The sequence below is a fragment of the Variovorax sp. NFACC27 genome (genome assembly GCF_048301545.1).
Classification (GTDB): Bacteria; Pseudomonadota; Gammaproteobacteria; order Burkholderiales; family Burkholderiaceae_C; genus Variovorax; species Variovorax gossypii.
The window spans coordinates 4,979,773-5,003,168 of record NZ_CP157613.1 but is presented as its reverse complement, the minus strand read 5'-3'; the positions used below and the strand labels follow the sequence as shown (position 1 = coordinate 5,003,168).

Annotated in this window: 21 protein-coding genes; 11 read left to right on the top strand and 10 right to left on the bottom strand. The window is 68.1% G+C overall.

Going from position 1 to position 23,396, the window contains the following annotated elements; translation table 11 throughout:
• Positions 1-11 precede the first annotated feature (11 nt).
• Positions 12-893: an MBL fold metallo-hydrolase gene (locus tag ABL840_RS23445; protein ID WP_093306222.1), complete on the top strand. Its 882-nt coding sequence runs from the start codon at positions 12-14 to the stop codon at positions 891-893.
• A gap of 25 nt (positions 894-918) precedes the next feature.
• Here ABL840_RS23445 and ABL840_RS23440 read toward each other — a convergent pair whose 3' ends face one another.
• Positions 919-2,859, bottom strand: a complete 1,941-nt coding sequence (locus tag ABL840_RS23440; protein WP_418116375.1) for an ATP-binding protein — start codon at positions 2,857-2,859, stop codon at positions 919-921.
• Positions 2,860-2,960: 101 nt separating this feature from the next.
• Entirely contained in the window at positions 2,961-3,320 is a 360-nt protein-coding gene (locus tag ABL840_RS23435) for a c-type cytochrome (protein WP_093202678.1), read from the bottom strand.
• A 141-nt stretch (positions 3,321-3,461) separates the two neighbouring features.
• On the opposite strand from ABL840_RS23435, the gene ABL840_RS23430 reads away from it, so the two are divergent.
• Positions 3,462-4,130 (top strand): hypothetical protein, encoded by a 669-nt coding sequence (locus tag ABL840_RS23430; protein ID WP_093306227.1) that lies wholly within the window; start codon positions 3,462-3,464, stop codon positions 4,128-4,130.
• Positions 4,131-4,169: 39 nt separating this feature from the next.
• On the opposite strand, the gene ABL840_RS23425 is transcribed toward ABL840_RS23430, so the two are convergent.
• The 4 genes from ABL840_RS23425 to ABL840_RS23410 form a co-directional block, all read right to left on the bottom strand.
• Positions 4,170-4,976: a PPK2 family polyphosphate kinase gene (locus tag ABL840_RS23425; protein WP_093306230.1), complete on the bottom strand. Its 807-nt coding sequence runs from the start codon at positions 4,974-4,976 to the stop codon at positions 4,170-4,172.
• Positions 4,977-5,040: 64 nt separating this feature from the next.
• Positions 5,041-5,478: an RNA-binding S4 domain-containing protein gene (locus tag ABL840_RS23420; RefSeq protein ID WP_093306232.1), complete on the bottom strand. Its 438-nt coding sequence runs from the start codon at positions 5,476-5,478 to the stop codon at positions 5,041-5,043.
• A gap of 46 nt (positions 5,479-5,524) precedes the next feature.
• Entirely contained in the window at positions 5,525-6,955 is a 1,431-nt protein-coding gene (locus ABL840_RS23415; RefSeq protein WP_093306234.1) for a sensor histidine kinase, read from the bottom strand.
• A gap of 19 nt (positions 6,956-6,974) precedes the next feature.
• Positions 6,975-7,658: a response regulator transcription factor gene (locus ABL840_RS23410; RefSeq protein ID WP_093202666.1), complete on the bottom strand. Its 684-nt coding sequence runs from the start codon at positions 7,656-7,658 to the stop codon at positions 6,975-6,977.
• A 135-nt stretch (positions 7,659-7,793) separates the two neighbouring features.
• On the opposite strand from ABL840_RS23410, the gene ABL840_RS23405 reads away from it, so the two are divergent.
• The 4 genes from ABL840_RS23405 to ABL840_RS23390 all read left to right on the top strand — a co-directional run bounded on the left by ABL840_RS23405 (position 7,794) and on the right by ABL840_RS23390 (position 11,411).
• Positions 7,794-8,753 (top strand): tripartite tricarboxylate transporter substrate binding protein, encoded by a 960-nt coding sequence (locus tag ABL840_RS23405; protein WP_093202664.1) that lies wholly within the window; start codon positions 7,794-7,796, stop codon positions 8,751-8,753.
• A gap of 139 nt (positions 8,754-8,892) precedes the next feature.
• Entirely contained in the window at positions 8,893-9,429 is a 537-nt protein-coding gene (locus tag ABL840_RS23400; protein ID WP_093306236.1) for a tripartite tricarboxylate transporter TctB family protein, read from the top strand.
• 1 nt (position 9,430) lies between these two features.
• On the top strand, positions 9,431-10,954 hold the full coding sequence (locus ABL840_RS23395) for a tripartite tricarboxylate transporter permease (RefSeq protein WP_093306237.1): 1,524 nt from the start codon (positions 9,431-9,433) through the stop codon (positions 10,952-10,954).
• A gap of 124 nt (positions 10,955-11,078) precedes the next feature.
• Complete coding sequence (locus ABL840_RS23390) at positions 11,079-11,411, top strand: DMT family transporter (protein WP_126468404.1); 333 nt, start codon at positions 11,079-11,081, stop codon at positions 11,409-11,411.
• On the opposite strand, the gene ABL840_RS23385 is transcribed toward ABL840_RS23390, so the two are convergent.
• The 4 genes from ABL840_RS23385 to ABL840_RS23370 are packed head-to-tail and all read right to left on the bottom strand — an operon-like array spanning position 11,408 to position 17,963.
• Positions 11,408-14,527 (bottom strand): efflux RND transporter permease subunit, encoded by a 3,120-nt coding sequence (locus ABL840_RS23385; RefSeq protein WP_093306239.1) that lies wholly within the window; start codon positions 14,525-14,527, stop codon positions 11,408-11,410. The two genes, ABL840_RS23390 and ABL840_RS23385, sit on opposite strands and share 4 nt — an antisense overlap.
• A 33-nt stretch (positions 14,528-14,560) precedes the next feature.
• The gene (locus ABL840_RS23380; protein ID WP_093306240.1) at positions 14,561-15,769 is read right to left on the bottom strand and encodes an efflux RND transporter periplasmic adaptor subunit; all 1,209 of its coding nucleotides are present in this window, start codon (positions 15,767-15,769) and stop codon (positions 14,561-14,563) included.
• Positions 15,766-17,268, bottom strand: coding sequence for an efflux transporter outer membrane subunit (locus tag ABL840_RS23375; protein WP_093306242.1), 1,503 nt, complete (start codon positions 17,266-17,268; stop codon positions 15,766-15,768). The genes ABL840_RS23380 and ABL840_RS23375 overlap by 4 nt, the downstream gene beginning before the upstream one ends.
• A complete protein-coding gene (locus tag ABL840_RS23370) occupies positions 17,265-17,963 on the bottom strand; it encodes a CerR family C-terminal domain-containing protein (protein WP_418115983.1) in 699 nt (232 codons plus the stop codon). Before ABL840_RS23370 ends, ABL840_RS23375 begins: the two co-directional genes overlap by 4 nt.
• A gap of 158 nt (positions 17,964-18,121) precedes the next feature.
• On the opposite strand from ABL840_RS23370, the gene ABL840_RS23365 reads away from it, so the two are divergent.
• From ABL840_RS23365 to ABL840_RS23345, 5 genes are all read left to right on the top strand, one after another.
• Positions 18,122-19,663: a sigma-54 interaction domain-containing protein gene (locus ABL840_RS23365; protein ID WP_093306425.1), complete on the top strand. Its 1,542-nt coding sequence runs from the start codon at positions 18,122-18,124 to the stop codon at positions 19,661-19,663.
• An 81-nt stretch (positions 19,664-19,744) separates the two neighbouring features.
• Positions 19,745-20,083: a hypothetical protein gene (locus tag ABL840_RS23360; protein WP_093306246.1), complete on the top strand. Its 339-nt coding sequence runs from the start codon at positions 19,745-19,747 to the stop codon at positions 20,081-20,083.
• Positions 20,080-20,367, top strand: coding sequence for a hypothetical protein (locus tag ABL840_RS23355; RefSeq protein ID WP_093202641.1), 288 nt, complete (start codon positions 20,080-20,082; stop codon positions 20,365-20,367). Before ABL840_RS23360 ends, ABL840_RS23355 begins: the two co-directional genes overlap by 4 nt.
• A 132-nt stretch (positions 20,368-20,499) precedes the next feature.
• Positions 20,500-21,687 (top strand): substrate-binding domain-containing protein, encoded by a 1,188-nt coding sequence (locus tag ABL840_RS23350; protein ID WP_093202639.1) that lies wholly within the window; start codon positions 20,500-20,502, stop codon positions 21,685-21,687.
• A gap of 243 nt (positions 21,688-21,930) precedes the next feature.
• Complete coding sequence (locus ABL840_RS23345; protein ID WP_093202636.1) at positions 21,931-23,382, top strand: fibronectin type III domain-containing protein; 1,452 nt, start codon at positions 21,931-21,933, stop codon at positions 23,380-23,382.
• Positions 23,383-23,396 lie beyond the last annotated feature (14 nt).

Below are 23,396 nucleotides of genomic sequence, written 5' to 3'. Positions count from 1 at the left end.
GCTTTCATTATATGAACCGAGCCGAACTGACGATCCAGCACTTCTTCGACCCTGCCACCTCGACTTTTTCCTATCTGGTCGATGACGGTGCAGGCTCCTGCGCGGTCATCGACCCGGTGATGGGCTACCAGGCGAATTCGGGGCGGACCGACCCCGCCCCGGTGGACGCGGTGGCCGAGGCGATCGCGCGACGAGGGCTGACATTGCAATGGCTGCTGGAGACGCATGCGCATGCCGATCACCTTTCGGGAGCGCCGTATCTGCGCAAGCGCTTCGGCGGCACGCTGGCAGTGGGCAGCGGCATCACCGCGGTGCAGCGGGTGTTCCGGGGCGTCTTCAATGCCGAAGACCTGGCGGTGGACGGTTCGCAGTTCCAGCATCTGTTTGCCGACGGCGAGGCATTCCGCATCGGCCGGCTGCAGGCCCGGGCTCTCCACGCAGGCGGCCACACGCCCGCGGACGTGGCCTATCTCGTGGAGGACCCGGCCGGAGGGCCCGCGGCAGTGTTCGTGGGAGACACGCTCTTCATGCCCGACGTAGGCACGGCACGCTGCGACTTTCCCGGCGGCGACGCACGCCAGCTCTATCGCTCCATCCAGCGGCTGCTCGCGCTGCCCGGGGACACCCGTCTCTACCTTTGCCACGACTACCCGCCTGCCTCGCGCGAGCCGGCGCCCGGCACCACCGTGGCCGCGCAAAGGGAGGGCAACATCCACGTGCGCGACGGCATCGGCGAAGAGGAGTTCGTGGCCCTGCGCCGTGCGCGCGACGCCACGCTGGCGATGCCGGCCCTGATGCTGCCCTCGGTCCAGGTCAATGTCCGCGCCGGGAGTCTTCCGCCCGCCGAGGCCAACGGCGTTGCCTATCTGAAGATTCCCGTCGATCGGCTGTAGTCGGCCGTCCGGCGCGGCTTGTCCCTCAAGCCGCCTGGGCCTCGCGCCGCAGGGGCAGCCACAGCACGAACCGCGTTCCCGTCGGCCGGGATTCCCAGTCGACGGTGCCGTGGATCGAGCGAGCGCGTCGCCGCTGGTTCTGCAGGCCGCGGCCGGACGAGGAGGCCATTGCCTTGTCGATGTCGAAGCCCTGTCCGTTGTCCTCGATGGTCACGGACACGCCCGCGCCGTCGAACGAGGTGGCCACGCGGATCTCCGTCGCGCGCGTGTGGCGCAGGATGTTCGAGATGCTCTCCTGCACGATGCGCAGGATGTGCAGCGCGCTCGACGGGTCCAGCCATTCCAGCGCGGGCAGTTCCTGCACTTCCCAGCGCAGCGAGACGCCGGTGCCTTCGAGGCGAGGTTCGAGCCGGTAGCGCAGCGTGGCCAGCAGCAGGAGCACGTCGGCCTCCACCGGCTCCAGCGAGTCGAGCGTGAGCTTCAGGTCGTCGAGGCAGCTCTTGAGGATCTGCGAGACCTTGTCGTCGCTCATGCCGCCGCCCTCTACCGAGCGGATGGCGCTGATCAGCGAGGAGCCCAGCCCGTCGTGCATGTCCTGCATCAGCCGCTGGCGCTCGTCGCTGATGGTCTGCCGGCGCTCGATTTCGCGCAGCCGGCGGTGGCTGACTTCCAGCTCGGCTTCGCGCTTCTGCAGGCGCTGCGCGAGGCTCGCGTTGAGCTGCTCGACTTCGCCGATGGCGTGCATGTAGCGGCGGTACATCAGCACGCCGAACACGCTGAAGGTGACGGCGTTGGTGTACGCCCCGAGGTACCAGCCCTCGGGGCTGATGAAGTTGTTCTGCAGCAGCCAGTCGGTGACGCCCAGCAGCACGCAGATGCCGATGCCGACCGCGACCAGCCGGCCTTCGGTGGACCGGCGCCACGCGCTGACGGCGCCGACCAAACAGACTGCCGTGCCCATGAGCGCCGCGATCGCGTAGATCAGCGGCGTCACCTGCGGCGTGTTCTGCACGATGGCCAGACCGGGAATCGTGACGATGCCGATGGCCGCCGTCGTCACGACCACGCCGCGGGTGAGCCATGCGAGCTGCCGCCCATGAAGCTGCCGCAGGAAGAAGTGCACGACCATCACCAGCCAGAAGAGCGAGTTGACGGTCAGCCATGCGAACCAGTCGTTGAGGACCGGCAGGCTCACGTAGAAATGCAGCCCCCGCATGAAGGAAGTGGCCGCGAGGTTGAAGAAAAGCAGGTAGCCCGTCTCGTCGCGGCGCCTGAACCACACGAAGAGCGCGAACACGCCCACTGCCATGAATGCCGCGCCGAGCATCGCGGGGAGCTCCTGCTGCAGCCACTGGCGCATCCCGTGGCGGCCCCTCAGTGCGTCGACGGGGCCGAGCCACAGCGACGAGAGTGCCACCTGCGCGCTGCGGGTGTGCTCGAGGCGCAGCAGGATCTCGCGGGGCGGCGCCTTGCCGACGCTGTTGTCGTCGAGCTGGACCCACAGCGGAGTGCGGGTGCTGTTCCAGAGCGGGCCCGACTGCTGCGCACGATGGACCAGCTGGCCGTCGACATAGACCGCGATGGTGCCGTCGGTCTTGATGCGCGCGCCGTACAGGGCCAGCGGCCCCGGGCCCGCGTGCAGGCCGCGGGTGCTCAGCCTGATCCAGGTGGTGCGTGTCGTGGTGGTCGAGGTGTTCTCGGCCTGGCTCAGCAGCGCGATGGGGAGTGCCAGGGGTAGCTCGACCGGCTTCCATCTGTCCGGCAGCGTGCTGCTTTCCTGCGTGGGCGGCGGGGCGCTGAAGCCCGATGCGTCGTCGACCTGCCAGTCCGCCCTGGTCAGGTGCTGCAGCGCGTCGGACTGCTGCAGGCCTGTCGCCCCGACCAGGAAGACGCCGATGATGCCCAGCAGCGCTATCGAAATGACGAGCACCACGTTGGCGAAGAAGGGCGCGGGACGGTAGTTCAAGAGGTGCAGGGGCATGGGCCGCGTCCGGAGCCGACGCGAGGCATGTAACCTATTTTCTCACTTTGTAACCATCCGGAAGCAGTTTTGCTCCCTTGGGGTTTTCAGCGTGGCGGCTGTTGCGACAGGATCCATTGCGACAGGGCGCGTGCTTCGGCCTCCGAAACCTGCGTCTGCCTGGGCATGATCACACGGCCCCATGTGCCCACGCTGCCGTCGCGGATCTTCCCGGCGAGGCGCGCCGCGGCTTCGCCGTCGCCGCGGTAGCGCTCGGCGATCTGCACGAAGCCCGGGCCCACCTGCTTGTGGACGAGGCCGTGGCAGGCCATGCAGGCGTTCCTGCGGGCCAGGTCGGCGGGTGTCGTCTGCTGGGCTGCAGCCGTTTTCGGAGGTACTGCCAGGACGGCTGTCAGGGCAGCGGCGGCAAGGGCGGAAAGGAATGTGCCGGGGGTCTCGATCTTCATGTGGCGGGTGTGACTTCTGCAGGGCATCGTCGCATGTGCCGGGCAGGGTGCCGTCGTCGTGCATTCACGACAAGGTGATTCAAGAGTAACTATATGTATGGTTAAATCCGCGCAACTATCGCGAAGAAGAAGAGGGATTGCATGAAGCTGCTGCTGAGCATTGCGTTCGTCGCCGTGGCCCTGGCCGGTTGCGCCAGTGCACCGACCACGCCCACGGAGCCCGGAACGGGCAGGGGCACTTCCTATGTGCCCATGGTCGCCATGGAAGGCGTGGACAAGGTTCGCTACGACAACGACGTGGCCGACTGCCGCACCGCCGCCAATCGCATCTCGGCACGCAGTGAAACCGGCGATGCCATGTGGGGCGCGCTGGGCCTGGGGCTGATCACCGTGCATGGCCAGGGCATCGTGGCCGCTGCGTCGTACACCGGCATCACCGCCGCCATCATCGACTGGAACGGCCGCCCCAGCTCCGAACTCATCGCCGAGCACCAGCAGATCGCCATCGTGCATTGCATGGCCAAGCGCGGCTATCGCAACCTCGATCCCAACGTGCGCGACTCGTTCTACGGCAACACCTTCGACCCGGGCGTCATCGTCAAGCCGCGCCGCACGGGCGTCGACACCTACAACGTCGAGACGCTGGCCAAGGCCGGCCGCTGCAACATCCAGCCGCGCGCCGAACTCACGGCCAAGGGCCCCGGCTACGAAACCTACAACGTGCCTTGCGACAACGGCGGAACCTGGGCGGTGCGCTGCGAGTTCGGCAAGTGCCGCGTGCTGGCGCAGGCGGTCATCCGCCGTTCCTGAGCCTGAGTTCCGGGCCGGGCCGCTTCGCCGGCCCCGGGCTCACTTGACGATCATGCCTTTGAGCGCCGGGTCCGGCGGCGGGGCCTTGAGCTTCATCTGACGCATCGTCTTCACCAGCAGTTGGGCAATCATCACGTTGCGGTGCCGCTTGCTGTTGGCGGGCACCACGTACCAGGGCGCATGCTCCGTCGACGTGGCGGCCAGCGCGTTCTGGTAGGCCTGCTGGTAGGCGCTCCACTTGGTGCGCACTTCCAGGTCGTCCATGCTGAACTTCCATTGCTTGCCTGGCGTGTCGATGCGCGCCTGCAGGCGCTCGCGCTGCTCGTCCTTGTCGATGTGCAGCATGCACTTGACGACCACGGTGCCGGTCTCTGTGAGCAGCCGCTCGAAGTCGTTGATCTGCGCGTAGCGGCGCTTCGCCTCGGCCTTGTCGATCCAGCCTTCGACCACGGGCACCAGCACGTCCTCGTAGTGGCTGCGGTTCCACACCATGATCTCGCCGGTGCGCGGCACCGCTGCGTGGCAGCGCCAGAGGTAGTCGCGCGCGCGTTCGTCCACGGTCGGCGCCTTGAAGGCCGTCACGCGCACGCCCAGCGGCGAGGTGCGCGAGAACACCCAGCGCACGGTGCCGTCCTTGCCGCTGGTGTCCATGCCCTGCAGCACCAGCAGCAGCTTGCGCCGGCCTTCGGCATTCAGCAGGTCCTGCAGTTCGTCGAGCTCGACCGCCAGCGCGTCGACTTCGGCGCGCTGCGTGGCTTCGTCGCCTTCGCAGAAGGGCGTGTCGCCGGGGTCGACGTGCGAGAGCTTGAACTTGCCGCCGACGCGGTATTTCTTGAAGCTGGCCATGAAGCGGGACTCCGTGAAGAACAACGAAGCCCACAGCGTAAGCGATCGACCCGGCGGACGGCCGTCAGCGCTCGTCGTCCTCGGGCGGCAGCGAGGCGCTCCAGCGGCTGTCCCAGTCGGTGTGCCGGCGCACCGCGCCGTCGAGCTCGCGCCGGTCGCGCTTGGTGGGGCGGCCCTGTTCGATGGCCAGGGCCGGCTCGATGCCCGCGCGGCGCATTTCCCTGAACGCAGCCTGTGCCGCCAGGCTCTCGGCCGTTTCCTCGTAGAGCTGCTGCGCCACCGGCGCCGGCCCGCGCTGGCCGCTGAGGCCGCGCACCGTAACGGTCCGCGTCAGCGGGCCCATGCGCATGGCGACGGTGTCGCCGGCCTTGACCTCGCGCGAGGCCTTGGCGATGTCTCCGTTCACCTGCACGCGGTTCTTGCCGATTTCCTCCGCGGCCAGCGAGCGCGTCTTGAAGAAGCGGGCGGCCCAGAGCCATTTGTCGATGCGCAGACGGTCCATGAATGTGGGGAAGTGGAGATCAGGAATTGTGCCGCGAGACGGCCCGCTACAGCGGCCGGTGCGGCGGCTGGTACAGCGGCAGGCGCACGACCGCGTCCAGTCCGATCACGCGCTCGGCGCCGCCGGGCGCGCTCCGGTTGTCGAGGCTGATGCTTCCTCCCAGCGCCAGCACGATCTCGCGGCAGATCGCCAGGCCCAGCCCCGAGCCGCTCGACGTGCTTCCCGCCGCGAAGGGCGCGAACAGGCGCTGCCGCAGTTCTGGCGAGATGCCGGGGCCGCAGTCGCGCACGACGAGCACGGCGTCGGGGCCTTCCGCGCGCACAGCCACCGACAGCGCGGCGCCCGCCGGGCTCTGCTTGATCGCGTTGTGCAGCAGGTTGCGCGTGAGCTCCTGCAGCATCCACTGGTGGGCGCGCACCGGCACGGGCTCCTCGATGGCGAGCTCGAAGTCGAGCGCCTTGGCGGCCACCAGCGGCGACAGGTCGAGCGCGATGTTCCGTGCAACGTCGCCCAGGTCGAGCGTCACCGATTCCGGCTGCTGGCGCAGCTGTTCCACCTTGGCCAGCGACAGCATCTGGTTGGCGAGCGTGGTCGCGCGGTCCACGGTGCCGCTGATTTCCTCCAGCGCCTGTTCGGGCGCCACGTCGCCGCGCTGCGCCGACTGCACCTGCGCCTTCAGCACCGCCAGCGGCGTGCGCAGCTGGTGGGCGCTGTCGCGCACGAAGCGCTTCTGGTGGTCCAGCAGCCGCTGCAGGCGGCCCATGACCTGGGTGGTGGCGTCGACCAGCGGGCGCAGCTCGCGCGGCGCGTCGGGCGCGTCGATGGGCGAGAAGTCGTCGGCCTGGCGCTTCTCGATGGCTTCGCCCAGTTCGCGCACCGGCCGCGTGGCGCGCTGCACCACGAACACCGTGACCAGCGCGATCACGCCCATCAACAGCAGCTGGCGCCACAGCATGTCGACCAGCAGCTTGCGCACCAGCGTCTCGCGCAGCTCCAGCGTCTCGGCCACCTGGACCACGGCCATGCCGCGGCCGGTCGCGCTCGCCACCGGCTGCAGCAGCACCGCCACGCGCACCGGCTGGTTGCGGAACTGCGCGTCGTAGAAGTCGACCAACGCCGCATAGGCGCTGCGGTCCGGGATGCGACCGCGCCAGAAGGGCAGCTCGGCGAAGCCGGAGATCATCTCGCCGTCGAGTGCCGAGACACGGTAGAAGAGACGGCTGCGGTTGTCGGCCTCGAAGGCCTCCAGCGCGGAGTAGGGCACGATGGCCCGCAGCCGCGCCATGTCGTCGTAGCCCTCCACGTCGAGCTGCTCGCCGATGGTCTTGGCCGAGGCAAGCAGGGTGCGGTCGTAGGCCGTGGTGGCCGCCGCCAGGCTTTGGCGATACAGGCTCACGCTGTTGATCACGATGAACACGGCCACCGGCGCGAGGATGCCGAGCAGCAGCCGGGCACGCAACGAGATCGCACGGGTCATCGAACGGGCTTGCGGCGTGTCATGTCTCGGGGCGCAGGAGATAACCCAGCCCGCGCATCGTCATCAGCACGGCGCCGGTGCCCACCAGCTTCTTGCGCAGCCGGTACACCACCACCTCGATGGCCTCGTACTGCACGTCGGTCTCGCCCGGGAACACCAGCTCGAAGAGGCGTTCCTTGGTCACGGCATGGCCGGGCTTCATCATCAGCGCCTTCAGCAGCGCCAGTTCGCGCGGCGTGAGTTCGAGCAGTTCGGCGCGGTTGTATATGGCACCGTTGTCGGGCTCGAAGCGCAGCCCGCCGATCTCCTGCGGGTTGAGACCCGCGTCCTGCCCGGCAACGCCGTGGCTGCGTCGGCGCAGCGCGCGGATGCGGGCCTCGAGTTCGTCGAGGTCGAAGGGCTTGGGCAGGTAGTCGTCGGCGCCGGCGTTCAGGCCGACGATGCGGTCGCCGACGGTGCCGCGCGCCGTCAGCAGCAGCACCGGCGTGCGCAGGCCTTCGGCACGGGCCTGGGCCAGCACCTGAAGGCCGTCGACGTTGGGCAGGCTCAGGTCGAGGGCGACCACGTCGGGCTCGATGGCACGCCATTGCGCGACGGCCTCGGCGCCGTCGCCGCAGACGCGCACATCGATCCGGCGGCGCCCGAGGGTGCGCTGCAGGGTGATTTGCATCGATGGGTCGTCTTCGACCAGCAGCAGCTTCATACGGTGGCGTCGGGGGTGCGTACTTTGGTGTTTTCCCCAGTCTGGCGGACAGCCAACTGACAGCGGGGCGGCGCATGATAGCGCTCAGCTAAAAGTCAGCTTCCTTTCAAATTCCTTCCAATCCAGGAGACACGCATGCGTCGCGACACCTTTCTGAAGTCACTGGCCGCACTGGCCGCCGCCGGGGCCCTGCCACTGTCCGCGCGGGCGGGCGCCAACGTCAAGATGATGATCCCGGCCAACCCGGGTGGCGGCTGGGACACCACCGGCCGCGCGCTGGGCAAGGCGCTGACGGACGCGAAGGTCGCCGACACCGTCACCTACGACAACAAGGGCGGCGCTGCCGGTGCGCTGGGCCTGGCCCAGTTCGTCAACGGCTCCAAGGGCGACGCCAACGCGCTGATGGTCATGGGCTCGGTCATGCTGGGCGGCATCATCACCGGCAAGCCGCCGGTCAACTTGTCGCAGGCCACGCCCATCGCGCGCCTGACCACCGAATACAACGTGTTCGTGCTGCCGGCCAACTCGCCGTTCAAGTCCATGAAGGACGTGGTCGAGCAGCTCAAGAAGGACCCGGGCAGCGTCAAGTGGGGCGGCGGTTCGCGCGGATCCACCGAGCACATCGCCGCGGCCATGATCGCGCAGAAGGTCGGCGCCGATCCGTCCAAGATCAACTACGTCGCCTTCCGTGGGGGCGGTGAGGCCACCGCCGCCATCCTGGGCGGCAACGTCACCATCGGCGGCAGCGGCTACAGCGAGTTCGCCGAGTACATCGCCGCCGGCAAGATGAAGCCCATCGCCGTCACCTCCGCGCAGCGCCTGCCGGGCGTGAACGTGCCCACGCTGAAGGAGCAGGGCATCGACGTGGAGATCGGCAACTGGCGCGGCGTCTACGGCGCTCCCGGCATCTCGGCCGAGCAGCGCAAGGCGCTGACCGACATGGTGCTGGCCGCCATGAAGAGCTCGTCGTGGGCCGAATCGCTCAAGAAGAACGACTGGACGCCGGCCGTGCTGTCGGGCGAAGCCTTCGCCAAGTTCGTCGACGACGACTTCGCGAGCCTGCGCGCCATCATGACCAAGTCCGGCATGGTCTGAACAAGGCTCGCCCCCAGGCTGCGCGCACTTCGTGTCGCTTCGCCAACCCCCTACCGGGGGCAACACCTGAGGCCCGGCAGAGCCGGTTCCTCGGTGTTCCTCGAAGGGGCTCTCTTTCCCCTGAATGCGGGAGCAAAAAATGGCAACTCCAGACTCCTCGGCCCCGCCGCAACCCGCGGTCACCTGGCCGCAAACCCTGGTCGGCATCGGCGTGCTGGTGACCGGCATCGCGCTGGCCTTCGGTGCCATCGGCATTTCTTCCGACGCGGGCTACGGCGGCGTCGGCCCCAACTTTCTGCCCTGGCTGGTGTCCGTGGTGCTCATGCTGTGCGGCGCCTGGATCCTGTGGGAGGCGCGCACCGGCGGCTTCCGCGAGCTCGACGCTCCCTCTGGCGCTGAACATGCCTACTGGCCCGGTTTCATCTGGGTGTCGGCGGGCCTGCTGCTCAACGCGGCGCTCATCACCACGCTCGGCTTCATCCTGAGCTGCACGCTGTGCTACCTGCTGGCCGTGCAGGGGCTGCGCCGCGCGAGCGGGCAGGCCGGCGTGAACGCACCCCGCACCTGGGTGACCGATTTCGTCACCGGCGCAGTCATTTCCGCACCGGTGTTCTGGATGTTCACGCAATTCCTGGCCATCAACCTGCCTGGCCTGACCAACACCGGGTGGATCTGACATGGAAATCTTCAACGCACTCATGGCGGGCTTCGCGGCCGCCATCACCCCCGTCAATCTGCTCTGGTGCCTGGTCGGCTGTGCCCTGGGCACGGCCGTGGGCGTGCTGCCCGGCATCGGCCCGGCCGTGGCGGTGGCCATGCTGCTGCCCATCACGGGCAAGGTCGACATCACGGCCTCGATGATCTTCTTCTCGGGCATTTACTACGGCGCCATGTATGGCGGCTCGACCACTTCCATCCTGCTGAACACGCCCGGCGAAACCGCCAGCATGGTGACGGCGATGGAGGGCAACAAGATGGCCAAGAGCGGCCGCGCGGGTGCGGCGCTCGCAACGGCGGCCATCGGCTCCTTCGTGGCCGGCACCATCGCCACCGTCATCGTCACGCTGTTCGCGCCCTTCGTGGCCGACTTCGCGGTCAAGCTCGGCCCGCCGGAATACTTCCTGCTGATGCTGCTGGCCTTCACCACGGTGAGCGCGGTGCTCGGCAAGAGCACGCTGCGCGGCATGACGGCGTTGTTCGTCGGCCTCGCGGCCGGCTGCATCGGCCTCGACCAGATCTCGGGCCAGGGCCGCTACACCGGCGGCATTCCCGAACTGCTCGACGGCATCGAGATCGTGCTGGTGGCCGTGGGCCTGTTCGCCGTGGCCGAGGTGCTGTACGCCGTGCTGTACGAAGGCCGGGTGGTCGAGGGCCAGAACAAGCTCAGCCGCGTGCACATGACCAAGCGCGACTGGAAGCGCTCCATTCCCGCGTGGCTGCGCGGCACCGCCATCGGCACGCCCTTCGGCTGCATCCCGGCCGGTGGCACCGAGATCCCGACCTTCCTGAGCTACGCCACCGAGAAGAAGCTCGCGAAGGACGCGGAAGCAAAGGCCGAGTTCGGCACCTCCGGCGCCATCGAAGGCGTGGCCGGCCCCGAGGCCGCCAACAACGCCACGGTGACGGCCGCGCTGATCCCGCTGCTCACGCTGGGCATTCCCACCTCGAACACCACCGCCATCCTGCTGGGCGCGTTCCAGAACTACGGCATCCAGCCGGGCCCGCAGCTCTTCACCACCTCGGCCGCGCTGGTCTGGGCGCTGATCGCGTCGCTGTACATCGGCAACGTGATGCTGCTGGTGCTGAACCTGCCGATGGTCGGCCTGTGGGTCAAGCTGCTGAAGATCCCGAAGCCCCAGCTCTACGCCGGCATCCTGATCTTCGCGACGGTGGGTGCCTACGGCATGCGCCAGAGCGCGTTCGACCTGTTCCTGCTGTACGCCATCGGCATCCTGGGCGTGGTGATGCGCCGCTTCGACTTCCCGACCGCTCCCGTGGTGGTCGGCATGATCCTCGGCCCGCTCGCCGAAGCGCAGCTGCGCAACGCGATGTCGATCGGCGAGGGCAGCGCGGCGGTGTTCTTCCAGCGCCCGATGTCGATCACGCTGATCGTCATCGTTGTGGCCGTGCTGATCCTCCCGCGCCTGGCCAAGCGCATGAGCGAACGCAAGCTGGCAAAGCTGGCGCAGATGGACGCCTGAGTCTTTTCTTCGTCATCATCGGGAAACCGGATGCTGTCAGCATCCGGTTTTTTCGTTTTTGGGTACCGCTTTTCCCCACATGCACTCTCCGCCCGGTACGGCGGGGAGTGCAGTGAGGTATTCAGTGAGTCCCCAGACCCTTGCCTGGCTCCTGCTCGCCGCGAGCGTCGCGGCGGAGGTCGCCGGCACCATGGCCCTTCGGTTTGCCGAGGGCTTCACCCGCCTTGTTCCCTCTGTCGTCACCGGCGCCTGCTATGCCGCCGCGATCTGGCTCATGTCGCTCGCGGTGCGCGAGCTCGGCGTGGGGTTGAGCTATGCGGTCTGGGCCGGCAGCGGCACGGTGCTGATCGCCGTGCTCGGCATGATCTGGCTCGGCGAGCCCGTCACGCTGCCGCGGATCGCCGGAGTGGCGGCGATCGTCGCGGGCGTGATCGTGCTCAACCTCGAGGCGCGCTAGCGGCTCGGTGCCGCGGGCGTCTCGACCAGGTCGTCGTCGATGTGCGGATCGGCCGGCTGCCCGCGCAGCCTGCGCACGGTGCGCCTGATCCAGTGCTCGATGTCGTCGATGTAGGTGAACACGGCCGGCACCACCAGCAGGCTCAGCACGGTGGAGGTGATCAGCCCGCCGATCACCGCCATCGCCATCGGCGAGCGGAAGCTCGAATCCGCCGTGCCGAAGCCCACCGCAATGGGCAGCATGCCCGCGCCCATGGCCAGCGTGGTCATGATGATGGGCCGCGCGCGCTTGTGGCAGGCGTCGCGCAGTGCGTCCCAGCGGTTCATGCCGTGGTCGCGTCGCGCCACGATGGCGTACTCCACCAGAAGAATGGAGTTCTTCGTGGCGATGCCCATCAGCATGATCAGCCCGATCAGCGAGGGCATCGACAGCGCCTTCTGCCCGATCAGCAAGCCCACGAAGGCGCCGCCCAGCGCGAGCGGCAGCGCGCACAGGATCGTCACCGGGTGCAGGAAGTCCTTGAACAGCAGCACCAGCACGATGTAGATGCACAGCACACCGGTGAGCATGGCCAGGCCGAAGCTGGCGAAGAGCTCGGTCATCACTTCCGCGTCGCCCACCTCGGCGATGCGCACGCCCGGCGGCAGCTTCTCGATCGACGGCAGCTTCTGCACCGCGTCCTTCGCGTCGCCCAGGCCCACGCCCGAGAGTTCGATCTCGAAGTTCACGTTGCGCGAGCGGTCGTAGCGGTCGATCACGGCCGGACCGCCTTCCATGCTCAGCGAGGCCACCTGGCTCAGCATGACCGGCCCGCGCGTGCCCGGTACCGACAGGCGCCCGAGCAGGTCGATGTCCTTGCGGGCCGAGTCCTCCAGCTTCACCACGATCGGCACCTGCCGCTGGGCCAGGTTGAGCTTGGCCAGCGACTGGTCGTAGTCGCCCAGCGTGGCCACGCGCAGCGTCTCGGCGATGGCGGAGCTGGTCACGCCCAGGTCGGCGGCGCGCGCGAAGTCGGGGCGCACGGCGATCTCGGGGCGGATCAGGCTCGCGGTGGAGGTGATGTTGCCCAGGCCGGGAATGGTGCGCAGGTCCTTCTCGACCGCGCTCGCCGCGCTGGCCAGCGCCACCGGGTCTTCGCCCGTGAGCGCCAGGATGTACTTCTCGCCCGAGCCGCCCAGGCCCACCGTGCTGCGCACGCCGGGCAGCGTCTCGAGCGCCGCGCGGATCTGGTTCTCGATCACCTGCTTGCGCGGGCGGTCGCCGCGCGGGTCGAGCTTGATGGTGAGCGTGGCCTTGCGCGTCTCGGGCGTGCCGAAGTTCGCGAACGGGTCGCCGCCCGCGCTGCCGCCGGCCACCGTGGTGTAGACGCTCTTCACGTGCTGGATCTTCATCACGCGGTTGCGGGTTTCCTCCGCCGCCGCGGTGGTCTGCGCAAGCGTGGAACCGGGCGCGAGCGAGAGATAGATCTGCGTCTGCGAGTTGTCGTCCGGCGGAATGAAGCCGGTCTTGAGCAGCGGGATCATCGCCAGCGAGCCGAAGAAGAAGAGGGTGGCCAGCACCATCGTCTTGAAGCGGTTGTGCGTGCTCCACTCCACGGCGCGCATGTACCAGCGCAGCCAGCCCGGCTCCTTCTCGGCGCCGACCACGGGCTTGAGCATGTAGGCCGCCATCATCGGCGTGAGCACGCGCGCCACCACCAGCGATGCGAACACCGCGAGCGAGGCCGTCCAGCCGAACTGCTTGAAGAACTTGCCGGCCACGCCGCTCATGAAGGCCGTGGGCAGGAACACCGCGATCAGCGTGAAGGTGGTGGCGATCACCGCCAGCCCGATCTCGTCGGCCGCCTCCATCGCTGCCTGGTAGGGCGTCTTGCCCATGCGCAGGTGGCGCACGATGTTCTCGACCTCCACGATGGCGTCGTCCACCAATATGCCCACCACCAGCGACAGCGCGAGCAGCGAGATCACGTTGACCGAGAAGCCCAGCAGGTGCATGCCGATGAAGGCAGGGATCACCGACATCGGCAGCGCGATGGCCGAGACGAAGGTGGCGCGCCAGTCGCGCAGGAACAGCCACACCACCACCACCGCCAGGATGGCGCCCTCGTACAGCAGGTGCAGCGAGCCGTTGTATTCCTCTTCCACCGGGTCGACGAAGTTGAAGGCTTCGGTCAGTTCGATGTCGGGGCGGGAGGCGCGCATGTCGGCCAGCGCCTTCATGATGGCGTGGCCCACTTCGACCTCGCTGGCGCCGCGGCTGCGCGCCACTTCGAAGCCCACCACCGGCTTGCCGTTGAGCAGCGCGGCCGCGCGCGGCTCGGCGATGGTGTCGCTGACGCGTGCCACCTGGTCGAGGCGGATGCGGCGGCCGTCGCTCAGCACGATCTGCATGTCGGCGAGCTGGTCGGCCGACTTCACGGTGGCCATGGTGCGCACCGGCTGCTCGCTGCCGCCCAGGTCGAAGCGGCCGCCCGCGCTCTCGGTCTGCACCTGGCGCAGCTGGCGCGAGATGTCGGCGGCCGAGGCGCCCAGCGCCTGCAGCTTGCCCGGGTCGAGGTCGATGTGCACCTGGCGCGTGACGCCGCCCACGCGGTTCACGGCGCCCACGCCGGGCAGGGCGAGCAGCTTCTTGGTGACGTCGTTGTCGACGTACCAGCTCAGCGCCTCGGCATCCATGGCCGACGAGGCGATGGTGAAGGCCAGCACCGGCTGCGCCGCGAAGTCGAGCTTGGTGACCACCGGGTCGCGCACGTCGGCCGGCAGGTCGGCGCGCACGCGCTGCACGGCGGATCGCACGTCGTCCACGGCTTCCTGCACGGGTTTCTCGAGGCGGAATTCGACGATCAGCGTGGCGGCGCCGTCCTGCACCTTGGTGGTGATGTGCTTCAGGCCCTGCACCGTGGCAATGGAGTTCTCGAGCTTGCGCGCGACGTCGGTCTCCAGCTGCGAAGGCGCGGCGCCGGGCAGCGAGGCCGAGACCGTGACGGTCGGCAGGTCGATGTCCGGAAAGTTCTGCACCTTCATCGCGTTGAACGACAGCAGCCCCCCGAAGGTGAGCAGCACGAACAGCATCACCGCCGGAATCGGGTTGCGTATGGACCAGGCGGAAACGTTCATGGGCGTGTTCCTTTGAATTTCTTCTGCCGTTGCTTACCGGGCGGTGGCGGCGGAGGCCGCGGACTTTGCCGGCTGCGCCGCGGCTGCGGGCGCGGGTGCGGGTGCATCCACCACGCGCACCAGGTCGCCGTCGTTGAGGAAGCCCGCGCCCTGCACGATCACCTGGGCGCCGTCGGGCAGCGCGCTGGTGATCTCGATGCGGTCGTTCAGGCGCCGGCCGGTCTGCACCTTTAGCTGCGACACCTTGTTGTCGGGCTTCAGCAGGAAGACGTTGTTGAAGCCGTCGCGCGGCACGATGGAGCTTTGCGGCACCGTCGGCGCGGTGCTGCGGCCCAGTTCGAAGTCGCCGCGCGCGAACATGCCGGCCTTGATGCCGGTGTTCTGCTGCACGTTGGGCAGGTCGACATACACCAGCGCCGCGCGCGTCTGCGGATCGACTGTGGGCGCGACGCTGCGCACCTTGCCGCGCACCTGCGCGCCGCTGGCGCTGACCACGAAGGCGGTGGTACCCACGGCAACGCGGCTGAGCTCGGCCGAGGTCACTTCGGCGCGCCATTCGAGGCGGCCCTGGCGGATCAGGCGGAACAGCTCGGTGCCGGCCGACACCACGCTGCCCACCGTGGCGGTGCGCGCGGAGATCACGCCGTCGTCGGGCGCCAGCACCTGCGTGTTGCGCCCGCGCACCTGCTGCGCGGCCAGCACGGCCTCGGCAGCTTCCACGCGTGCCTTGGCGGTCTGCTCGGTGGTCTGGTACTGGTTGATCTGCTGCTGGCTCAGCGCGCCGGTGGCCTGCAGCGTGCGCGCACGCGCGGCGTTGCCCGCCGCGTCGGCCGCGGTGGCGCGGGCTTCGGCCAGCGAGGCGCGCGCCTGCGCGATGTCGGCCTGCACCGTCTCGGGCGAGAACACGGCCAGCACCTGGCCCTTCTTCACCAGGTCGCCCACGTTCACGCGCACTTCGGCCAGCTTCAGGCCGTTGGACTCTGAGCCGACCACGGCCTCCTGCCAGGCGGCCACGTTGCCGTTGGCCGCGAGCGTGAGCATCAGCTCGGTGGCCTCGGGCCTGGCGACGGTGACGGTCAGCGCGGGCTTGGGCGAGGCGGCGCCGTCCTTGGCCTTGGCTGCCGCTGCGGGTTCGGCGGTCTTGTCCGCCGGCTTGCCGCGCGTCATGAAGAAGATCGCGGCGATGACGACGACCAGCGCGGCCAGCGCGATGGCGAGGGTGGAACGCTTCATTGTTTTCATGGCGACGTCGCGACCTTGGCGGTCGGTGTGGTGGTCATTGAGGTCGATTCGGAAGAGGAGGGTGCCGCGGCGGACTGGCGGTTCCAGCCGCCGCCCATCGAGCGATACAGCGCCACCCATGCCTCGGTGCGCTCGCGCTGCAGCGTCACGCGCGCGGTCTGCGCGGTGAACAGCGTGCGGCGCGAATCCTCCAGCTCGAACAGGCTGGCGAGGCCGCTGCTGTAGCGCGCCTGCGTGGCATCGAAGGAGGCCTGGTAGTTCTTCACCGCGGCATCGGCGTCGGCAGTGCGGGTGTTGGTCGCGTCGAGGTTGACCAGCGCCTCCTCGACTTCGCGCACCGCCTGGCGCACGTTGGCCCGGTAGAGCGACACGGCCTCGGCGTAGCGCGCCTTGGCCGCGTCGGCGTTCGCCTTGCGCGAGCCGCCGTCCAGCAGCGGCACGGTCAGCGCAATCGGGCCCACCGTCCAGGTTTCGAGCGACTGGTGCACGCCGCTCACGCGGTACTGCGTGCGGCCGATGGAGCCCGACACCGTGAGCTTGGGATAGCGCTCAGCCTCGGCCGAGCCCACGTCGGCACTGGCCGAAGCCACGCCGAGTTCGGCCGCGTACACGTCGGGGCGCTGCGAGATCGCCTCGGCAGGCACGCTGGCGATGCTGCCCACTGCCGGCAGCGGGCGCTGCGCCGGCGCGGCCGCGAGCTTCTGCTCGAGCGTGGTCTCGTCGATGCCGCTGAGCGCGACCAGCGCCTTGCGCTGCACCGCGCACTGGGCGCGCTGCTGCGTGAGGCGGCCCGATGCGTCGGAGGCGCTGGCGCGGGCGAGCGCCGCGTCTGCAGGTGCCGTGAAGCCGGCCTTCGCCGACAGATCGGTGAGCCGCGATGTCTCGGCGCGGGAGCGTGCGTCCGATTCGGACACGCGCAACTGCTGCTGGCAGGCGCGCTCGGCGAAATAGGCGTTGGCAGTTTCTGCCGCCACAGCGACGCGGGCGTCGTGCCACTTGGCATTGGCGCTGCTCTGCTTGGCTTCGGCGGAATCGCGATCGGCGCGCAGGCGGCCGAACAGGTCGGCCTCCCACTTCGATTGCAGGCCGGCCTGCAGCGTGGTGATCGGCGTGCTGCTCGAGAGTCCGCTGCCGCTGCCCGAGCTTCCGCTGGACAGCCCCACGGGGCCGCGGCTGGCCGATGCGGTGCCGTCGAGGCTCGGCAGCAGCGCGGCGCCGGCCTGCACGCGCGTGAAGCGTGCCTCGGCCACGCGTGCCGCGGCGCTCGCGACGTTGGGGCTCGCGGCCTCGGCGGCGGCGATCAGCTCGACCAGCAGCGGATCGTCGAGCTGGCTCCACCAGTCGGCCAGCGAGGCCAGCGAGCCGCCGTGGGGCAGGGGCGCGTGCCATTGCGCGGGCACAGGCGCCTCGACCTGCGCGGGCGGACGCGTCAGCGCGCAGCCCGAGAGGCCGATGCCCAGGCAGACGGCGGCCAGCAATTCGAGTCGGAGTTTTCTCATTGTTTCTTCTGCTTTCTCTCGGCGCGCCGGCGGGTCGCCTCGACCTCGACCAGCGCCAGCGCATAGGCAGTGAGGCGATCGGCCCAGGCATCGATGGCGCGCGGCGTGCGCAGCAGCGAAGGGCGGATGGCCTCGATGAAGTCCTGGCTCACGTAGAGCTGCATCGACAGCCCGGTGATCGCGAAGGTCAGGCGGTGGATGTCGTCGTCGGCCCGCTCCACCTTCAGGTGGCGGCACAGCAGGTCGGCGATGGCGCGATGCGGCCCCTTGATGTCGCGCTCCAGCTCCTCGGCCCAGCGGCTGGTGGGCTCCAGCATCTCGCGCATGTGCAGCTGGATGCACTGGCGCACGATCTCGCCCTGCTTGAGCGGGTCGATCATCGACACCATGCAGGTGCGCAGCGTCTCCTCGAGCGACTGGCCGGGCGCGTTGCAGGCGGCGATGAGGTCGCTGGAGTCGCCGCCCATCGGCTCGCTGAAGGTGGCCGCGTACAGCCCCTCCTTGTCGCCGAAGTAGTAGCTGATGGCCGAGATGTTGACCTCGGCCTCGCGGGCGATCTCGCGCGTGGAGGTCTTGGCGAACCCCTTCTGCGCGAAGAGCCGCAGCGCGGTGTGGAGCAGCCGGTGGCGTGCCTCGGCACCGTCTGCGCGCGGTGCGCGGCGAGGTGCCTGGGGGATCGGATCTCTCGCATTCATGGCCGGCATTAGACCATGTACGAAATCAAACGTTTGATTTACTTAACGTTTGCTGAAGGGTCTTCCGGAAAGCCGAGGAACCTGAGCGCTTGCTGAAGGCGAGGGGTGCGGGGCCGGCCCTGCATCGGCTCCGTACCGGGGCGCGCTACGATCCCGCCATGCCCGCCGCTCCCTCTACCGCAACGCCCTCGCTGCCTTTGGACGCAGAAGGAATTCTCGCGCTTGCCGCGCGCTCGATGTTTCATTTGTTTTCGAGCATCAGCCAGGGCATGTTCCTGGTCGACAGCACCGGACGCATCGTGTGGGTGAACGAGGGCTACCGGCGCTTCCTGCCGGCACTGGGCTTCTCGTCCATCGACGAGTTCATGGGCCACATGGTGGAGGACGTGATTCCCAACACCCAGATGCGGCGCGTGCTCGAGACCGGCGAGCCCATACTGGTCGACCTGCTGACCAACAAGGCCGGCACCTTCGTCGTGAGCCGAATCCCGCTGCGCGAGGAGCCGGCGGGCGGCGAGGGCGGCATGGGCAAGGTCATCGGCGCCATCGGCATCGTGCTGTTCGACCAGCCCGAGACCACGCTGCAGCCGCTCATCAGCAAGTTCGCGCTGCTGCAGCGAGACCTCGACGATGCGCGGCGCGAGCTCGCGAGCCAGCGCAACAACCCTCTCTACCAGCATGCTGCCGACGGGCAGCGGCGTTCCAAGTACACCTTCGCGAGCTTCATCGGCAGCAGCCCCGCCGCGGTGGAGGTGAAACGGCATGCGCGGCGCGCGGCGCAGTCGACCAGCCCCGTGCTGCTGCTGGGCGAGACCGGCACCGGCAAGGAACTGCTGGCGCATGCCATTCATGCCTCGTCCGCGCGCGCCAGGGGCCAGTTCGTCAGCGTGAACATCGCGGCCGTGCCCGACACGCTGCTCGAAGCAGAGTTCTTCGGCTTCGCGCCCGGCGCCTTCACCGGCGCCGACCGCAAGGGCCGCGAAGGCAAGTTCAAGCTGGCCGACGGCGGCAGCCTGTTCCTCGACGAGATCGGCGACATGCCGCTGGGCCTGCAGGCCAAGCTGCTGCGAGCGCTGCAGGAAGGCGAGATCGAACCGCTGGGCTCCAACAAGCTCGTGCCCTTCGACGCGCGCGTGATCGCCGCCACCTCGCGCGACCTGCCCGAACTCGTGCGGCGCGGCCAGTTCCGCGAAGACCTGTACTACCGCCTCAACGTGCTGCCGCTGCGCGTGCCGCCGCTGCGCGAACGGCGTGCGGACATCCCCGCGCTGGTCGAGGCACTGGGTGAAGACATGGCACTGCGCAGCGGCGAGGCTCCGCCCGAGCTGACACCCGACGCGCTCGCACTGCTGGCGGGCCAGCACTGGCGCGGCAATATCCGCGAGCTGCGCAACGTGCTGGAGCAGGTGACCATGCGAAGCGACTCGCAGCGCATCGACGCCGTGCAGCTCGAACGCATCCTGCGCGAGGCCGGGCTGGAGCAGATCGAGCTGCCGGCCACTTTGCAGAGCGCGCACGATGCCGACGAAGAAGCGGCGTTGCTGCGCCCGCTGGCTCAGCAGGTGGCCGAACTGGAGCGTAGGGCGATCGCGGCGGCGCTGGCCTCCACCGGCGGCAACAAGCTGGCGACGGCGCGGCTGCTCGGGATTTCGCGTGCGACCTTGTACGAGCGGATGACTAGCCAGGAGCGGTCGGCGTGAATCCGTTGCTCGCCATGCGCCAGTCCTGACGCGTGCAGGTCGGGCGATACTCGCCGCCCGAACAAACGTCGCCGGAATCCGATGAACAAAGCCTTCTCCCGAACAGTCGCGGGTGTCGCCCTCTACGCTGCCGTTGCCAGCTTCGCCAACGCCGCACCCCAGTGCTCCAGCGACGCAGTCGTCCGCGCGAAGAAACTCCTGACCTTCCATTTCGGCGAAGACGAGCGCATCAGCATCAGTCCCGACGTGAAGGAGCTGCCGTCCATCCGCAATCCCGCGAACAGCAAGCAGCAATTCAAGGTGCTCGAGGTCTGGGGATCGATCTACAAGGGCAACTATCGGATGAGGCTGATCTACTTCGTGTCGGGTGCCGACTGCACGCTGATGGGCCAGGAAGTCCTGGAGTACGCGAGCCTGTGAGCATCAAGGCACTGCGCTCCACCTTCGGGCCGAACTGCCATTGGTGCGGCCTGCCCATGGATTTCGACGAGCCCGCGGGGCGGCCGGAGTCCGCCACCATCGAGCATCTCGTCGACTCGACCTTCGGCGGCATTCGCTCATCGAAACACCGTCGGCTGGCGCACGCGGCGTGCAACCATGCGCGCAACGAGTTCCGCATGCAGGCCGAGCGCCAGTTCGAGCAGTGGATCGCGCAGCGCCGAGCCTCCGCGAAAACCCTGACTGAAAATCAGACAAATGTTTGAAATTCAGGCAATGCAAGTGTTCTGAATTCAGCCTGACGGCGTTTCTCCCGAATGAAGAAACGTTTGTTATCAATGGCTTAGAGGATGGCACGGAGTGTGCAATATTCAGTCACCTTTTTCAGGAGACAAAGAATGAACCGTCGCCACCTCGTCGCGCTGGCAGCGCTCGCCACCTGTGCCGCAGCCGCCCCGGCATGGGCCCAGTCCAACGAAATCCGCATCGCCCACATCTACAGCAAGACCGGCGCGCTGGAGGCCTACGGCAAGCAGACCCAGACCGGCTTCATGATGGGCCTGGACTACGCCACCGGCGGCACGATGACGATCAACGGCAAGAAGCTCGTGGTCATCGAGAAGGACGACCAGGGCAAGCCCGACCTCGGCAAGTCGCTGCTGGCAGCCGCGTATTCCGACGACAAGGCCGCGCTGGCCGTCGGCCCGACCGCCTCGGGCGTCGCGCTCGCGATGCTGCCCGTGGCCGAGGAATACAAGAAGATCCTGATCGTCGAGCCCGCCGTGGCCGATTCGATCACCGGCGACAAGTGGAACAAGTACATCTTCCGCACCGGCCGCAATTCGAGCCAGGACGCGATCTCCAATGCGGTGGCCGTCGACAAGCCCGGCGTGACCGTCGCGACGCTGGCGCAGGACAACGCCTTCGGCCGCGACGGCGTGAAGGCCTTCGGCGCCGCGCTCAAGAAGGCCAAGCTGGTCCATGAGGAGTACCTGCCGCCCACCACCACCGACTTCACGGCCGGCGCGCAGCGCCTGATCGACAAGCTGAAGGATCAGCCGGGCCGCAAGATCATCTGGATCGTCTGGGCCGGCGCGGGCAACCCGTTCAAGATCGTCGACCTCGACCTCAAGCGCTACGGCATCGAGATCGCCACCGGCGGCAACATCCTGCCGGCCATGGCCGCCTACAAGGCGCTGCCGGGCATGGAGGGCGCTGCCTACTACTACTTCGGCATTCCGAAGAACCCGGTGAACGAGGCGATGGTGTCGGCGCACTACAAGGAATTCAAGACGCCGCCGGACTTCTTCACGGCCGGCGGCTTCTCCGCCGCGATGGCGGTGGTGACGGCGCTGAAGAAGACCAACGGCGACACCAACACCAACAAGCTCATCAGCACCATGGAAGGCATGAGTTTCGACACCCCCAAGGGCAAGATGACCTTCCGCAAGGAAGACCACCAGGCGATGCAGTCGATGTACCACTTCAAGATCAAGGTCGACCCGGCGTTCGCCTGGGGCGTGCCCGAGCTGGTGCACGAGATCAAGCCTGAAGAGATGGACATCCCCATCAAGAACAAGAGGTAAGAACTCGCCCCCAGGCTACGCGCACTTCGTGTCGCTACGCCAACCCCCTACCGGGGGCAACACCTGCGGCCCGGCAAAGCCGGTTCCGCGGTGTTCCTCGAATTAATTTCAGTTTCGCCCCGGATGGCCGCCGGGCGAAGCGCCAGCCTGCGCCTTTTCGCGGCGGCGTGTTGTTCCCACGGCCGATTCGATTCGTCAGTCAGCAAAGCAAGCGTTCGATACCCACAACACAAGGAGACAGCGATGCCAGCGATGAAATGGAAGAACTGGAAGGGACTTGCCGCGGCCGCGGCAATGACGGTGGCGGCGCACGCCGCGCAGGCGGCGGTGCCGCTGCCTGCGCTCGGCGCCAACCCGGCGGAGGTGAGCGTGTCGGGCCTGTCGGCCGGCGGCTTCATGGCGGTGCAACTGCACGTGGCCTATTCGGCCACCTTCAAGCGCGGCGCCGGCGTGGTGGCGGGCGGCCCGTACTACTGCGCCGAGGGTTCTGTGGTCAACGCAACGGGGCGCTGCATGACGCACAGCACCAGCATCCCGGTGTCCTCGCTCGTGAGCACCACCAACAGCTGGGCCGCCAGCGGCGCGATCGACCCGGTGTCGAACATGAGCAACTCCAAGGTGTACATGTTCTCGGGCACCTCGGACAACACCGTCAAGCAGCCGGTGATGGACGACCTCAAGACCTACTACCAGAGCTTCGTGCCCGCGGCCAACGTCGCCTACAAGAACAACATCGGCGCGGGCCACGCGATGGTCACCGACGACTACGGCAGCGCCTGCAGCACCACGGCCGCGCCTTACATCAACAACTGCGGCTTCGACCTCGCGGGCGAGATCCTCACGCAGCTCTACGGCCCGCTGAACCCGCGCAACAACGGCACGCTCGGCGGCACCTTCACCGAGTTCAACCAGTCGGAGTTCATCAGCGGCCACGGCATGGCCGCCACCGGCTGGATCTACGTGCCGCAGGCTTGCACCACCACTTCGTGCCGCGTGCACCTGGTGCTGCACGGCTGCAAGCAGAACTACACCGACGTGAGCGACCAGTACGTGCGCAAGACCGGCTACAACCGCTGGGCCGACACCAACAACATCGTGCTGATCTACCCGCAGACCAGCACGGCGGCCACCAACAGCTGCTGGGATTGGTGGGGCTACGACAACGCCAACTACGCGAAGAAGTCCGGTCCGCAGATGGCGGCGATGAAGGCGATGATCGACCGCGTCACCGGCTCCTCGGGCGGCAGCGGCCTTCCGGCGCCCACCGGCGTGGGCACCTCGGGCGCCACCGCCAGCAGCATGGTGATCGCCTGGAACGCCGTGAGCGGCGCCAGCGGCTACAACGTGTACCGCGGCGGCAGCAAGGTCAACGCCTCGCCGGTGACCGCCACCAGCTACACCGACAGCGGCCTGGCCGCGTCGACCACCTACAGCTGGACCGTGGCCGCGCTGAACGCGAGCAATGTCGAAGGCACCATGTCGTCGGCCGCCACCGGCACCACCACCGGAGGCGGCAGCGGCGGCACCTGCTATACCGCCAGCAACTACACGCACACCATCGCCGGGCGTGCCTATGCCTTGTATGGCCTGACCTATGCGTACGGCTCGAACCAGTCGATGGGCCTGTGGAACATCTACGTGACGACCACGCTGAAGCAGACGGGCCCGAACTACTACGTGATCGGCACCTGTTGAGGCAGGCCGGTCTT